This is a genomic window from uncultured Lamprocystis sp., from assembly GCF_903933125.1.
Taxonomy (GTDB): domain Bacteria; phylum Pseudomonadota; class Gammaproteobacteria; order Chromatiales; family Chromatiaceae; genus Thiodictyon.
Genome location: NZ_CAIZIZ010000120.1, coordinates 1 through 14,921, shown reverse-complemented (window position 1 = coordinate 14,921; position 14,921 = coordinate 1). Strand labels below are relative to the sequence as shown.

9 protein-coding genes are annotated in these 14,921 nt (G+C 63.9%); 1 reads left to right on the top strand and 8 read right to left on the bottom strand.

What is annotated here, in order from left to right:
* Nucleotides 1-186: 186 nt before the first annotated feature.
* A complete protein-coding gene (locus QZY03_RS05405; protein WP_295578822.1) occupies nucleotides 187-7,416 on the top strand; it encodes a hypothetical protein in 7,230 nt (2,409 codons plus the stop codon).
* Between the two features lie 305 nt (nucleotides 7,417-7,721).
* On the opposite strand, the gene QZY03_RS05400 is transcribed toward QZY03_RS05405, so the two are convergent.
* The 8 genes from QZY03_RS05400 to QZY03_RS05365 all read right to left on the bottom strand — a co-directional run bounded on the left by QZY03_RS05400 (nucleotide 7,722) and on the right by QZY03_RS05365 (nucleotide 14,694).
* Nucleotides 7,722-8,405 carry a hypothetical protein gene (locus QZY03_RS05400; RefSeq protein ID WP_295578820.1) on the bottom strand — a complete coding sequence of 228 codons (684 nt, stop codon included), beginning with the start codon at nucleotides 8,403-8,405 and terminating at the stop codon, nucleotides 7,722-7,724.
* 120 nt (nucleotides 8,406-8,525) lie between these two features.
* Nucleotides 8,526-9,011, bottom strand: coding sequence for a hypothetical protein (locus tag QZY03_RS05395; RefSeq protein ID WP_295578818.1), 486 nt, complete (start codon nucleotides 9,009-9,011; stop codon nucleotides 8,526-8,528).
* 103 nt (nucleotides 9,012-9,114) lie between these two features.
* Nucleotides 9,115-9,378 (bottom strand): zinc ribbon domain-containing protein, encoded by a 264-nt coding sequence (locus tag QZY03_RS05390; RefSeq protein WP_295578816.1) that lies wholly within the window; start codon nucleotides 9,376-9,378, stop codon nucleotides 9,115-9,117.
* A gap of 641 nt (nucleotides 9,379-10,019) precedes the next feature.
* Nucleotides 10,020-11,372: a sulfatase gene (locus tag QZY03_RS05385; RefSeq protein WP_295578814.1), complete on the bottom strand. Its 1,353-nt coding sequence runs from the start codon at nucleotides 11,370-11,372 to the stop codon at nucleotides 10,020-10,022.
* 94 nt (nucleotides 11,373-11,466) lie between these two features.
* Nucleotides 11,467-11,892: a DsrE family protein gene (locus QZY03_RS05380; RefSeq protein WP_295578812.1), complete on the bottom strand. Its 426-nt coding sequence runs from the start codon at nucleotides 11,890-11,892 to the stop codon at nucleotides 11,467-11,469.
* A gap of 18 nt (nucleotides 11,893-11,910) precedes the next feature.
* A complete protein-coding gene (locus QZY03_RS05375; RefSeq protein WP_295578810.1) occupies nucleotides 11,911-13,329 on the bottom strand; it encodes a PhoH family protein in 1,419 nt (472 codons plus the stop codon).
* Nucleotides 13,330-13,465: 136 nt separating this feature from the next.
* The gene (locus QZY03_RS05370) at nucleotides 13,466-13,933 is read right to left on the bottom strand and encodes a peroxiredoxin (protein ID WP_295578808.1); all 468 of its coding nucleotides are present in this window, start codon (nucleotides 13,931-13,933) and stop codon (nucleotides 13,466-13,468) included.
* A 221-nt stretch (nucleotides 13,934-14,154) separates the two neighbouring features.
* The gene (locus tag QZY03_RS05365; RefSeq protein WP_020504630.1) at nucleotides 14,155-14,694 is read right to left on the bottom strand and encodes an ACT domain-containing protein; all 540 of its coding nucleotides are present in this window, start codon (nucleotides 14,692-14,694) and stop codon (nucleotides 14,155-14,157) included.
* Nucleotides 14,695-14,921: the final 227 nt, after the last annotated feature.

Sequence of the window (14,921 nt, the reverse complement as noted above, 5' to 3'; positions counted from 1 at the left end):
CGGCAGAGCAGTAATAGCCCCAAGGCTTTGATTAGGGCTTGTCGATGAGGCTCGCCATGCGACTCTCTGACACCCTCAGGGCTGTCATAACATTATGTAATTTATAAAGACACTGACCTACTGAGATCCCAGAGAGCCTCCGTTCTCAACGTAACCACCCTGACCGATCAGCTTAAAAAGTCAAGCGTGCTCGTGAAGACCGGGGTTGGGGGAACGAGCAAGCAGGATGGCGATATCATCGTCGCCAACGCCATCACTGTACCCGAGATCACCACCAATAACCTTACGCTACAAGCGCATCGCAATATCGAGATCAACGCCGCCATCGACTTTTCCAAGAGCACCGGCCATCTGGTCTTGTGGGCCGATGGTGTCGCCTCAGATGGTTCCGGGGCGATCGTGAATGGTGCGGGCGGCAACATCACGATGGGTGCGAGCGGGGCACTGCAACTGATCGCCGGTTCCGGCATCGGGACCGCGGTGTCGGGGATCCAGACCAACGGGACGGTCAATGTTGCGGCCAAGACGACGACTGGCGGTGTCTTCATTGATCATACCGGGGTCGTCGGCGGATTGACGGTGACCGAGGTGAGTACCCTGACCGGCACTGGGATAACCACCAAAACCACGGGGGTCACCGCGACGGGCGACGTCACGCTGACCACGGCGTCAGGCGTGCTCGCACTGGCCAACGATATCACCACCACGACGGGTGATATTACTTTCACCAACGCGCTGACCCTGAAAGGGGATGTGGTACTCAAGAGCGGCACCGGTGCGATCACCTTGGCGAAGGTTGACGCCGCCACGGCGGGTGGTCAGGGTTTCACCCTGACCGGCAGCGATGTCACCACCCTCGGCGATATCGTGGGCGGGACCACGGCGCTCAAGTTCCTGACCGTGGACGGCGGCGGCACCGCCACGCTGACGGGCAACGTCACCACCAAGGGCGGCGCGATCACGTTCAATGACGCGCTGAGCCTGACCGGCAACGTCACCCTCGACACCACCGCGAACGCCGCGACGGCGGGCGCCGCCATCACCCTGGCGGGGGTCAGCGGCAGCACCACGGCCCGCGACCTGACGCTCAATGCCGGCACCGCCGGCTTCGTCACCGCGAGCGGGGATATCGGCACCAACATCGGCACCCTGACCCTGACCAACAGCGGCGGGGCGAGTTTTAAGGGGATCACGGCGGGGACACTCGTCCTCACGGACACCACCGACGCCACGACGATCACTGTAAACGGCGCGCTGAAACTCGGCACCCTGACCACCACCACCGCGGGTTACAACCTGGCGCTGCTGGGCGGCGGTACCGTTGATTCGGCCACTGATACGGTCACAACCATTGAAAACGGCGGCACCCTGACCCTGGGCGACGCGAGCACGGACAACCTGACCTTCACCGACGGCCTGACAGCCAATCCCACCGGTGCGCTCACGCTCGCGGGCACGATCCAGACCACGGATGCGGCGATCACCTTCAACAAGGCGCTGACGCTGGCGCAGGACGTGGTGCTCAACAGCGGTACCGGCAGCATCGACCTGAAGGGTACGGTGAACGCCACTACGGCGGGTGCGCAGGGTCTCACGCTGATGGATGGCGACACCATTCTTGGCGCTGCGCTGGGCGGGACCACGGCACTCAAGTCGCTGACCGTGGACGGCGGCGGCACCGCCACGCTGGCGGGCAACGTGACCACCAGCGGCGGTGGTGAGATCAAGTTTGTCGACGCTCTGTCCCTGACCGTGGATGCGGTGCTCACGAGCAGCGGCGGCGCCATCACGCTGGCGGCGGTCAATGCCGTGGCCGCCGGCGGGCAGGGTCTGACCCTCAACAGCGGTGCGGGTGTCACGACCCTCGGCGGCGTGGTCGGCACCACCGCGCTCAAGCACCTCACCACGGATGCCGGAGCCGGTGCCACGGAACTCGGGTTCAATGTCAGCACCACCGGCGCCATCACGTTCGGGGACAACCTGAAACTGCTCGGCAACGTCCTCCTCGATACCACGAAAGGAGCCGCGACCGGTGCCGCGATCAATCTGGCCTCCGTATCCGCCGACGCGGTGGCGAACAATCGCACTCTGACCCTGAACGCGGGTACGGCGGGTGCCGTCAAGGCGACGGGGGGTATCGGCACCCAGGCCGGCGGGGCGCTGGCTGAGCTCAAGTTGACCAACAGCAACGGGGCGACCTTTCAGGGGATCACGGCGGAGACACTCGTCCTCACGGATACCACCGACAACGAGACGATCGCCACTAATGGCGCGCTGACTCTCGGCACACTGACCACTACGACCGCGGGTTACAACCTGGCGCTGCTGGGCGGCGGTACCGTTGATTCGGCCACTGATACGGTCACAACCATCGCCAACGGCGGCACCCTGGCCCTGGGCGACGCGAGCACTGACGTCTTGATCTTCACCGACGGCCTGACAGCCAATCCCACCGGTGCGCTCACGCTCGCGGGCACCATTCAGACCACGAATAAGGCGATTACCTTCAACCAGGCGGTGACGCTGGCGCAGGACGTGGTGCTCGCCAGCGGCGGCGGCGCCATCACGCTGGCGGCGGTCAATGCCAAGGACGCTGGCAAGCAGGGCCTGACCCTCAACAGCGGTGCGGGTGTTACGACCCTCGGCGGCGTGGTCGGCGCCACCGCGCTCAAGCACCTCATCACGGATGCCGGAGCCGGTGCCACGGAACTCAAGTCCAATGTCAGCACCACCGGCGCCATCACCTTCGCGGACACGCTGACGCTGGCGCAGGACGTGGTGCTCGCCAGCGGTGGCGGCGCCATCACGCTGGCGGCGGTCAATGCCACGGACGCCGGCAAGCAGGGCCTGACCCTCAACAGCGGTACTGGTGTCACGACCCTCGACGGCGTTGTCGGCGCCATCGCGCTCGAGTACCTCACCACGGATGCCGGAGCCGGTGCCACGGAACTCGGGTTCAATGTCAGCACCACCGGCGCCATCACGTTCGGGGACAACCTGAAACTGCTCGGCAACGTCACTCTCGACACCACCAAGGGCGCGGCGGCGGACGGCGCCATCACCCTGGCGGGGGTCAGCGGCAGCACCACGGTCTACGACCTGACGCTCAATGCCGGCACCGCCGGCTTCGTCACCGCGAGCGGGGATATCGGCAGCAACATCGGCACGCTGACCCTGACCAACAGCGGCGGGGCGAGTTTTGAGGGGATCACGGCGGGGACACTCGACCTCCAGGACACCACCGACGCCACTACGATCACCGTCAATGGCGCGCTGAAACTCGGCACCCTGACCACTACGAGCGAAGCCTACAACCTGGCGCTGCTTGGCGGCGGTACCGTTGATACAGCCACCACCATCGAAAACGGCGGCACCCTGGCCCTAGGCGACGAGAGCAAGGACTTCTTGATCTTCACCGTCGGCCTGACAGCCAGTCCCACCGGCAAGCTCACGCTCGCGGGCACGATTCAGACCAATGATGCGGCGATCACCTTCAACCAGGCGCTGACGCTGACGCAGGACGTGGTGCTCGACAGCGGTACCGGCAACATCGAGCTGAAGGGTACGGTGAACGCCACCGATGCGGGTGCTCAGGGTCTCACGCTGACGCATGGCGGAACCACTCTTGACGCTGCGCTGGGCGGGACCAAGGCACTCAAGTCGCTGACCGTGGACGGCAGCGCCACGCTGGCGGGCAACGTCACCACCCAGGGCGGCGCGATCACGTTCAATGACGCGCTGAGCCTGACCGGCAACGTCACCCTCGACACCACCACCAAGGACGCGCCGAAGGGCGGCGCCATCACCCTCCTGGCGGGAGTCAGCGGCAGCGCCGCGAACAGCACCCTGACGCTCAATGCCGGCACCGACGGCTTCATCACCGCGAGCGGGGCTATCGGCAGCAACATCGACACCCTGACCCTGACCAACAGCGGCGGGGCGAGTTTTAAGGGGATCACGGCGACGACACTCGTCCTCACGGACACCACCGACGGCACGACGATCACCGTCAATGGCGCGCTGAATCTCGGCACCCTGACCACTAAGAGCGAGGCCTACAACCTGGCGCTGCTTGGCGGCGGTACCGTTGATTCGGCCACTAATGAGGTCACAACCATCGCCAACGGCGGCACCCTGACCCTCGGCGCCGCGGGCACGACCCTGACCTTCACCGACGGCCTGACGGCCAATCCCACCGGTACGCTCACGCTCGCGGGCATCATTCAGACCACGAATAAGGCGATTACCTTCAACCAGGCGGTGACGCTGGCGCAGGACGTGGTGCTCAACAGCGGTACCGGCAGCATCGAGCTGAAGGGCACGGTGAACGCCACCAAGGCGGGTGCGCAGGGTCTCACGCTGACCGGCAGCGGACTCTCCACCCTCGGCGATATCGTGGGCGGGACTACGGCGCTCAAGTCGCTCACCCTGGACGGCGACGGCACCGCCACGCTGGCGGGCAACGTCACGACCAAGGATGGCCTGATTGCCATCGGCGACACCTTGACCCTGACCGGGGATGCGGTGCTCAGCAGCGGCAGCGGTGCGATCACCCTCGCGCAGGTCGACGCCACCACGGCGGGTGCTCAGGGTCTCACGCTGACCGGCAGCGGCCCCACCACCCTCGGCGCTGCCCTGGGCGGCGGTACTGCGCTCAAGTCCCTCACCGTGGACGGCGGAGGCACCGCCACGCTGGCGGGCAACGTCACCACCAAGGACGGCCTGATCACGATCGGCGACACCCTGACCCTGACCGTGGATGCGGTGCTCAAGAGCGGCAGCGGTGCAATCACCTTGGCGCAGGTCGACGCCACCACGGCGGGTGATCAGGGTCTCACGCTGACCGGCAGCGGCCTCACCACCCTCGGCGCTGCCCTGGGCGGAGGCACTGCGCTCAAGTCCTTGATCGTGGACGGCGGGGGCGACACCCATCTCGCCGCCAACGTTGCCACCAAGGGCGGGGTGATCACCTTCGCCGATACGCTGAGCTTGACCGGTGACGTCATCCTCGCGACCACCACGAACGCGGCGGCGGGCGCTGACATCATGCTGGAGGGCGTCAGCGGTAGCGCCGCAAACAGCACCCTGACACTCGATGCTGGTACCGATGGACGCGTTACCGCGAGCCAGACCATCGAAACCAACATCGGGATGCTGACGCTCATCAACAGCGGGAGCGCGACCTTTGCCGGGATCACCGCGGACACCCTCGACCTGCGGGACACCGCCGGCACCATCACCATTGATGGCGCGGTGGACCTGACCACGCTGAGCACCGCGGCCCAGGGCTACCACCTGGCCCTGCTCGGCGGCGGCAGCGTCGACACCGCGACCACCCTGCGCAACACCGGCACCCTGACCCTGGGTGACGGCGGTGACCGCTTCACCTTCAGTGGCGGCGTCACGGCGACGGCCCCGACTGAGATTCGTTTGGCGGGCACCCTGAAGACGAGCGGCCAGGTGATCGAATTAGGCGATGCGAACTCGCCGATCGTTTTGATGGATCACTCCAGACTGGATACGACGGCGGGTGCCGGCAATGGCCGCATTATCCTGGGCGGCGCAGTCAATGAAGCGGTCGAGAACACGAGCCTGAGCTTGGCAGCGGGGACCGCCGATATCGTTTTCAAGGCCGACATCGGTGCGACGAATCCGATCGGTCTGGTCACGATCGAAAGTGCGGATCAGGTCACCTTTGCCAACATTACGGCCGACGAACTGAATATTGGTGAGCTTGCCCCCAACGTCGGCACCCTGACGATTGCCGGGAATCTCAAGGTCAGTACCCTGACCACGTCAGAACGGCCTTACAACCTTGCCTTACTTGGCTCTGCCAACGAGGTGACCAATCAGGTGACATTCAAGAATGCCGGTACACTGACCCTGGGTGACCAGGTGAGCGACACCAGTACTTTCCACGGGGGCTTGACCGCGACCAGCCAGAGCACCATCCGCTTGGCCGGTAACATCCTCACCAGCAAGCACGCGATCGGCCTGGGCGGCGTCCGTACGCGTGTTATCTTCACCGAGAACACCTTGCTCGGCAGCGCCGGGGGCACGATCACGCTGGGCGGCACGCTCGCGGCCGAGGGCCCTGCCACGGCCGAGAATCTGACGTTGCGGGCTGGAGCCGGGATGGTCAATTTCGGCGCCAATGTCGATTCCACGCACCCGCTGGGGCTGGTGCAGATCGAAACCACCGGCCCCCTCACGGCGGGGGGCAGCATCTCGGCCCGCGAGTTGCGGATCATCGGTGCCGCCAGCGTCGGCGCGGCGGGTCAGCGGTTGGTAACGCGGGTCGGCAATCTGGCCCTGACCAACGTCGGTTCAGCCTTCTTGGAGAATTCCGGCAATCTGAGCTTCCTGAGTTCGGTCCTCGCCGGGGATTTGAATTTGATCAACTTCGGAACAGTGGCCCTGCACCAGGTGCAGACGCCTCGCCAGGTGACGCTGACTGCCACCGGCGGGCTGACGGATGCCAACGGCGGCGCCGCCAATCTGGTCGCCGACCGGTTGGTCATCAAGGGTGGTGCCGCGGTGGCGAGCAGCCAGGATGCGCTGGAAACCCAGGTGAGACAGCTGCAACTGACCACCGGCGCCGCGGCCATCACCAAGTCCTTCGTGGGCGGTGCCATCACCATGGCGCCGGATACCAGTACCCGCAACGTTGGCGGCAGCATCGAGTACGCGGCGGCCAATACGGTGACGCTCGGGATCCTGGAGGGAAAAACGGTGACCGTCACCGCCGTCAATGGCGACGTGATCGGGGCCGACCGAACCTCTGCGATCTATGCCGATGTGGCGACCATCCAGGCGCTTGGCGGCGATATCGGTGCGGGTCCGACCGATCCCTTACTGTTCAGCGGCAACGCGTCGGAAATCAACCTGGCCTTCGACGGCCAGGCCTATGTGGACTCGATCGATGGGCGCCCGCTCGATGCCGCTGTCAAGCGGGCGGATTATGCACTGTACTCGCTCACACCCGGGGGTGAGCCCGGCGAGGGACAGCTCCGGGTGCGGATGAGCGGCGGTAATCTGGTGGTGTTGAGCAGTGCGGCGCGTGATGCGTCAGGGCAGAGTCAGCGTACGGGCGAGAAAGCGCCGGAAGATGTCAACGAGTCCCTGTTGCGCGGGGAGCAGGAAATCAATACGGTCGAGGGCGTGGGCGTGCAGTTGCCCGCCGATCAATTGGAGGAGGCGGAAGGGGAGACCGCGGTCGTCATGCCAAGTCCGGCGGGCGGGGATGAGTCATCGCCGCCGGATGCCGTCCAGCCTGCCGATGCGCTGGGTCAGGCGGCACCGGCCGCGCTGGAAGAACCGCGCTTACCAACGCGCGGGATCGAGGTGTCGTGGCGCGGCCCGCTGGTCCCGGCGACACGTGGTTCTTACGTGTTGTCGTCGGCGATGGCGCGGTAGGCCTGAGTCCTACTATCGCCTTCGGACCTGAGAACCGGATGTGGGGGCGGGTTTCAAACCCGCACCCACACCAAGTGATACGGCGATTTCCGTCATGTAGGTGCGACTTCAGTCGCACCGACTCGGACGCAGGTGCGACTGAAGTCGCACCTACACTGACCGGTATCAGAATTGTCGGAAATCGCCTAAGTGGATGTAGGGGCGGGTTTCAAACCCGCCCCTACACTAAGGGTCTGTCTGGATATCAGGTACGAGGCTATCAATCCGTGCGCCGCGGCGGTCGGTCGGACCGAGTCCTCGCCGTGTCAGGCGCCGGCGCCGCTGAAGGTGATGGACTCCATCACCGCGTCGAACACGGGCTTGCGCCGGGTGAGGTCATCGAAGGCCGAGGACTTGACCGAGACGGCCTTTCCTCCCCTCTGCATGATGGTGTGCAAGGCCCGATAATTGACGCCATCGGCGTCGCTCGCCCGCACGACGATCTGGGCCGCCTGCTTGTCGGCGACCGGCAGGCGGATCGGCCCGGCTTCGAGTGTGGCAGCCGGATCCAAGCCGTCTTTCAGGACCTGCGTGAGCTGCTTGTCATCCGTCGGCAAGGTGCCCTTGTGCGGGGATATGAGCATCAGCGCCCCCCGCTCACGTTTGCCTTTGGCGGGATAGTCTTCTGAGAACATGGCGATAACACCGCCGGTCATCAGTTGCTGGGTCCAGCCGGCCGGGACCGTCAGCGTGATCCCCAGGTCCTCGTAGGCGTATTGCGACCCGCCGGCCAGCAGGGCGCCGACCGGTAACGGAGCGACGGCCGCCGCCGCCGGTGGGGCTGCCGCCGCGGCCGCAGCGGTCGGGATCGGCGCGGGGCTGCTGAGCGCCGCCGGGGGTGGTGCCGACAGCGGTTGAGCGGCCTCGGCCGCGGACGGCGGCGGGGTGTTGATGACGGGGGCCTCGGCCGGCGGCGCTGTCGGCGCAACGCCGGGGTCGACCGGTGCCATACAGCAACCAACCAGCAACGAGGTTGCGCATAGCGTCGGAATAAATTCGCTTCTCATAGAGTAGTCCCTGGCTCGTGACGGATCGTTCAACCGGAATTCGCGCTTGAATGCGGATAACGGCTAGAGTTTCTCCAGCTCTTTCAGCAGTTCGGCATCGGCTTCCGGGGGCGGGGGCGGGGGCGGGAGCGCGTTGCGCTGCACCAGAATCGTGTTGACGCCGCGTGCCGGTGAGCCGTCCAAGACGAAGCGATATTCATATTCCGGGTCTTGCAGCTTGATCACTGTACCGAGCACCGGCTTGAGGGTTGGTCCGTTGGCCGCGTCGATGGGCTGCTGGTTGTAAGCGGCCCGCGCCAGCGATTGCATGGCGCCGGTGAGCAAGCGCTCGTCGAGCGGCAGGGCGGGGCTGAAATGGCCCGCCGCGGCATCGCTCTCTTGCAGCCGGTAGTGCATCAGATAGGCGCCGTAGAGGGTAACCCCGGATCGGTTGTCCGGTGCCGCGGGTGGATCGGAGGCGGCGCCCGCCCCGTCCGCCGCCCCGGTTGCCGCGGCCACACCTGGGGCCAACATGATGGTGATGGTGAGAACCCTAACCAGCGAATTCACTTGTGTTCGCTCCTGTGTCCCTAGGCTGCCGCATTTTTTCAATTATTTACGTGTCGTGCGGGCGCGTCCAACCCGCCGTGCCGTCACGCCGTTCGGGTGACGCTCAGTTCAGTCCGCACATGCCGCCCTGGCAGCAGTTGCCGGTGGCGCAGGCCGGCAGCGGGGCGGTGCCGCTGCCGCGGTTGGTGCTGGAGATGATATTGCCGCCGGTGGCCAGGCGATGGACCGGGGCCTCCGCCGGGGTGTCGCCGGGCTCCTGTCCGGCGCGCGCGCACAGTTCGCCCCAAGTGTTCAACTGCTCACTCATGCGGTGGCTGACTTCCAGCACACGTCCGTTGGTGTCGCAGCGGTAATCGTAAGTCGGCATTGAATACTCCAGTAGTTTATCGATGTTGCTTTATCCTTAGGGATTATAGGCACCACGCGTCTCCGTGCAAACCCAAGGTCACGGACATCGTAACCGGAATCGTGATAACCTAATGATTTTGGCGATGACGTTGATGGTTTGGTTCCCCCCTTTGCGCAAGACGCAGCCAAACGAATAAACGTTTGTTGAACTCATCCGATCCTGGCGCGGTGCTCGCTGCAGGCTCCGCCTTCTTTAGAGAGGGGATTGTATTCCGCCGCCCCAGGTCGCCGGCCGGGCCTTGATCGTAATCCCGGCCAGCGGCATGCGTAGTCAGGGCTTCCAGCCCTGACGGTGTCAGGCCAGGATGGCCTGACTACGCACCCGGCGAGCCCAAGTGGCCGGAACCATGATCAAGGCCGCCGGCCGTTGACGGGCGGCGTCTGCGCACCCGGTCAGCTGTCGGTACCGCACAAACCGGACATCCGATGGGGTCAGCAGGGCGCCGGATATGGCTATCGACGGGGGTAAATTGTAGACCATTTTTCGGAGCGTAGGCGAGCGCAAGTAAGGCCGTTGGCGGCCTGTTCGCAACGACGGGCGAGCGCCTTGGCGGCTCGTTGCGGGCGGGCCTGATCGCCATTGACCGGCGGCGCTGGAGTTCAACGAACTGCTTGCTTCAATTCCGCGAAGCGGGCGCGCAAAGCACTAAGCGTTGATGCTTGTCCGGCGCTACGAGCGAGATCGTTCGTCTCTTCGGGATCGGTCTTCAGGTTAAAAAGTTCTTCATATTGAAAGTCCGGCCAGAATAAATATTTGATATCCCGACGAACCAACGCTTCCGAAGACGGGATGAAATCGATGTTCTTAACCGTGGGGTGTTCGTAGAAAAACTCGGTACGCCAGGCCATCTGCGGGTTGCCGAGATAAAGGGGAGCGATATCTTGGCCCTGCATCCGCGGCGGTGCGGCAATGCCGGCGGCGGCGAGGAGTGTCGGTGCAAGATCGACGTTGAGTGTCAGGGCGTCATTCGTCTGGCCGTGATTTGCCTGAGGCAAGCGGGGGTCAAGCACAATCAGGGGTGTACGGATACTTTCCTCATGAGGATACCATTTGTCGGCGAGGCCGTGCTCGCCGTGATAGTAGCCGTTGTCGGTAGTGAAGATGACGAGCGTATGATCGAGTACGTCCTGCTGTCGCAATTCGTCGAGCACCCGACCACAGACAGCGTCCACCTCAGTGGCGAGGCGGTAATAGTTCTTCATCATCGTTTGGTATTTTTCCGAGGTGTCGAAGCGCCAGTGCCATCGATGGCGACCCTCATTCTTTTCGTTCGCGATGAAGGGCGGGAGGCGTCGAAAATACGCGTCTGAGCCCGTTCTCGGGACTGGTATCACATGATCTTTATAGTATTCCATGCTGCCCGGCTGGGGGAGAAATTGCAGCGGGTTTGAGTCTTCAGCGTGGGTAGCGAAAAAGGCGAGCGTCAGACAAAACGGTTTATGTGCGGGACGGGTACGGAGAAATTCGATTGCGTCATTTTCGTTCTGCTGGGTGATATGAATTTGCGATCCGTCCGGCTGCTTGAGCCAGTGCGTGCCCATGTAGGAACGGCCAAAGTCGAACTGTTCCTGTGGGAATTCGCCATTGTGCCATTTTCCCACGTGGCCGACGAAATAGCCGTTGGCTCGCAGCAGGCCGGGGTAGGTTTCAGCCCACGGAGTCTCGAACATCGCAAAGGCGCGATTGCCGTGGCGCGACATCCATTGGCCGGTCAAGAGGGATGCGCGACTCACACCGCAGATCGCCGTCGTCACATAGTTATGCGTGAAGCGGATACCCACACGAGCGAGATTATCGATGTTGGGCGTCCTGACGATGGGATGACCGGCGGTTCCAAGCGTGTCGTGGCGCCAGTCATCCGCGTAAAGAACGACGATGTTGAGTGGCTTTGAATCGGCCGCCAGCACGCACTTGGCGATCCCGAAGACCAGGATGAAAATGAAACGCGACATCAGGTGTTCCTACCGGTTTGTTACTGCATTTCAGAATTGCGCTGTTCGTGCGGCGTCGTTGCAGAAATCCGACGTGGTATGTCGTCGAGCTTGCTCAGGGCCGGATATAGACATAACCCAGCGATTGCAGCTCGGCGATCTTGGTGACGCCGCCCTCCGGGACCACCGTGAAGCCCGGGAGTAATTCATCCAGGCTGAGTTTGAAGCCCTTGAGCGTGTTGCCGCACATCTCCAGCCCCACGCCTTCGTCCTTGAGCTTGGCCAGGTCGCCGCGCACCTTCTCGGTGGCTTCGATTTCATTGAATGCGGTAATGGCGGGGCCGTGGACGACCAGCACGATGTGGACCTTGTCCGGTCCGCCGACACCGTCGATATGGTTTTGGATGTTGTTGAGTACGAAGGGGACTTTCTCGGCCTCGGAGACGTGGTAGACGACGTTGAGTTTCTGCTTCTCGGCGGCGAACGCCGTGGGCAGCGCGACCAGGGCGGCCAAGAGGGCGGCAATCATCAGCTTGTTCATGGGTGTAGCTCCGGTGAACTAAAGTTCTTCTGAGGCGAAGTCAGCCAGACGCGAGCGCTCGCCGCGCATCAGGGTGATATGACCGCCGTGTGGCCAGTGCTTGAAGCGGTCCACGACATAGGTGAGGCCGGAGGTGGTCTCGGTCAAATAGGGGGTGTCGATCTGGCCGATGTTGCCGAGACAGACCACCTTGGTTCCCGGGCCGGCACGCGTGATCAGTGTCTTCATTTGCTTGGCGGTGAGATTCTGGGCCTCGTCCAGGATGATGTATTTGTTGAGGAAGGTGCGACCGCGCATGAAGTTGAGCGAGGAGATGCGGATGCGGCTTTTGATCAGGTCATTGGTCGCGGCGCGGGCCCATTCACCGCCTTCGGGGCGAGTCAGGACTTCCAGATTGTCCATCAGGGCACCCATCCAGGGGGTCATCTTCTCCTCTTCGGTGCCGGGCAGGAAGCCGATGTCTTCGCCGACCGGCACCGTCACCCGGGTCATGATGATCTCCTTGTAAAGACTGCGGTCCAGGACTTGGGTCAGCCCCGCGGCCAGCGCCAGCAGGGTTTTGCCGGTGCCGGCGGTGCCCAGCAAAGTGACGAAGTCCAGATCCGGGTCCATGAGCATGTTCAGGGCGAAGTTCTGCTCGCGGTTGCGGGCGTTGATGCCCCAGACGCTGTGACGGGGCAGGCGGTAGTCCTCGACGACTTCGATGAGGGCCTCGGCGGTGCCGCGCTTCTCGCGCACGATGGACTCGAAGCCGCTGTCATCGGCGGTATAAAGGCACTGGTTGGGGTACCACTCGGCGACGTCCGGGCCGCTGATGCGATAGTAGGTGCGGCCCTGCTCCTTCCAGGAGTCCATGGACTTGCTGTGGTGCTCCCAGAAGTCCGCGGGGAGCGGCTCAGCCCCGGTGTAGAGCAGCGCGACGTCGTCCATGACCTGATCGTTCGAATAGTCCTCCGCCGGGATGCCGAGCACCGCGGCTTTGATCCGCAGGTTGATGTCCTTGGAGACGATGATGACCTGGCGGTCGCACCGCAGCTCGCGCAGGGCCTGGGCGGTGCCGAGAATGTTGTTGTCCGCCGACGTGCCGGGCAGGGACTCGGGCAGCCGCAAATCCAGCAACTGGGTTTGAAAGTACAGTCGACCGGAGGCGGGCAGCACGATGCCGCCCCCGTTGGCGGACGTGGGGCCGATCGGCAGGCCGGCGTCGATTTCGGCCTTGTCGGCGTTGCACAGGAGTTGATCCAGGAAGCGGCTCGCCTGACGGACGTTGCGCGCGACCTCGGACAGGCCCTTCTTGCCGTGATCCAGTTCCTCCAGGACCACCATCGGCAGGAAGATGTCGTGTTCCTTGAAGCGGAAGATGCAGGTGGGGTCGTGCATCAGCACGTTGGTGTCGAGGACGAAGAGGCAGGTCTTGTCGTTTTCGCGTTTGATCATCGGGCGTAGGCGAGTCCGTGAACACGGGAATGCGTTAGGGTGAAATACGGAGGCACTTGAGCGTGCGGTGCCCGTACTCCGGATTGGCCGATGGGGTGGCGGCCTGCCCCGCCGGCGCTTGGGATCAAGTGCGCGATCAGGTCAGGGCGCGGGCGGCGGCGAGGACCTCGGCAACATGCCCCTTGACTTTCACCGCGCGCCATTCGTGCCGCAGCACACCGGCGGCGTCGATCAGGAAGGTGCTGCGCTCGATCCCCAGACTCTCGCGTCCGTACATCTTCTTCAGTTTGATCACGTCGAACGCCCGACACAGGGTTTCGTCGGTGTCGGCGATCAAATCGAAGGAAAAGCCCTGCTTGGCCTTGAAGCTCTCCTGCGCCTTGAGGCTGTCGCGCGAGGCGCCGAGGATCACGGTCGCGGTTGCCGCGAAAGCGCCGGTCATGTCGCGGAAGTCCTGGCCTTCCTGAGTGCAGCCGGCGGTGTTGGCCTTGGGGTAGAAATACAGGACGAGCGCCTTACCGCGGTAGTCGGAGAGCTTCAGGGTCCGGTCGCCGGTGAGCACGAGGTCGAGGTCAGGGACGGGTTCGCCAAGCGGTAGGCTCATGGGGTGCTGCCTGTTGATTTGCGGGTCTGCTGGTGAAAGACCCTGATGGGGGCGGGTCGCGCTAATCGTAGGGTCCGCTGTGCGGACCGTCCGCTAATCGTAGTCCGCTGTGCGGACCGTCCGCCGCCACCCGGAGCGATGATCAAGGCCGCGCCGTGAGCACGCGCGGGGGGCCGGTCCAGGTCAGCGGCGCGCGGGCTGGAAGCCCGCGCCACAAGGGGTCAGCCCTTTAAGGGCTCGAGGACGGCGTCGAGATTGAGGCCGTCACAATAATCCATGAACTCCTCGCGCAACCCGGCGATATGCATGTCGGAGGGAATGCCGACGGTCATATGGACCGAGAACATGGTGGTGCCGGTATGGGCGGCGGCATAGGTCGTGGTCGCCATGTCTTCGATGTTGATGCTGCGGTCGGCGAAGAACCCGGCCAGGGTGTTGACGATCCCCGGGTGGTCCATGGACACCACGTCCACCGCGTAGGGCAGCAGGTTGCGCCCGGTGGCACGCTCACCGGTGCGCTTGGTGATGATGGTCATGTTGAGCTGGCGCTGCAGCTCGGGGATGGCGTTTTCGATCTTCGCCAGGGTGTTCCATTTGCCCTCGACCAGGAGCATGGCGGCGAACTCTCCGCCGAGCACGGTCATGCGGCTGTCTTCGATATTACAGCCGTGCTCCAGGATGGTCTTGGAGAGCATGTTGACGATGCCGGGGTGGTCCTCGCCGAGGGCGGAGATCACGAGGTAAGTCTTCTGTGTTGCCATGTCCGTAGAGTCGCGGTCTGGGGTTGCCGGATGAGCGTAGGAGTGTACCATGGGGCTTCGGTTGGTCGTACAGGGGCGGGTGCGCGACAGCAGTTCCAAATTTGGGTGGCCGCCGCCAACAGCGTGTCGGCAGCGAGGCCGATGGTGGATGCGCTGCGCTTATCCACCCTACGAAACCGGCTCCGTTGTAGGGTGGATAAGGCGCGTCGCTCGGTCTCGGGGACTCG

Coding starts and splice junctions, on each gene's coding strand:
- QZY03_RS05375 (WP_295578810.1), bottom strand. CDS start 13,329: ATGATCAAACGCGAAAACGACAAGACCTGCCTCTTCGTCCTCGACACC.
- QZY03_RS05365 (WP_020504630.1), bottom strand. CDS start 14,694: ATGGCAACACAGAAGACTTACCTCGTGATCTCCGCCCTCGGCGAGGAC.
- QZY03_RS05380 (WP_295578812.1), bottom strand. CDS start 11,892: ATGAACAAGCTGATGATTGCCGCCCTCTTGGCCGCCCTGGTCGCGCTG.
- QZY03_RS05390 (WP_295578816.1), bottom strand. CDS start 9,378: ATGCCGACTTACGATTACCGCTGCGACACCAACGGACGTGTGCTGGAA.
- QZY03_RS05400 (WP_295578820.1), bottom strand. CDS start 8,405: ATGGCACCGGTCGACCCCGGCGTTGCGCCGACAGCGCCGCCGGCCGAG.
- QZY03_RS05370 (WP_295578808.1), bottom strand. CDS start 13,933: ATGAGCCTACCGCTTGGCGAACCCGTCCCTGACCTCGACCTCGTGCTC.
- QZY03_RS05385 (WP_295578814.1), bottom strand. CDS start 11,372: ATGTCGCGTTTCATTTTCATCCTGGTCTTCGGGATCGCCAAGTGCGTG.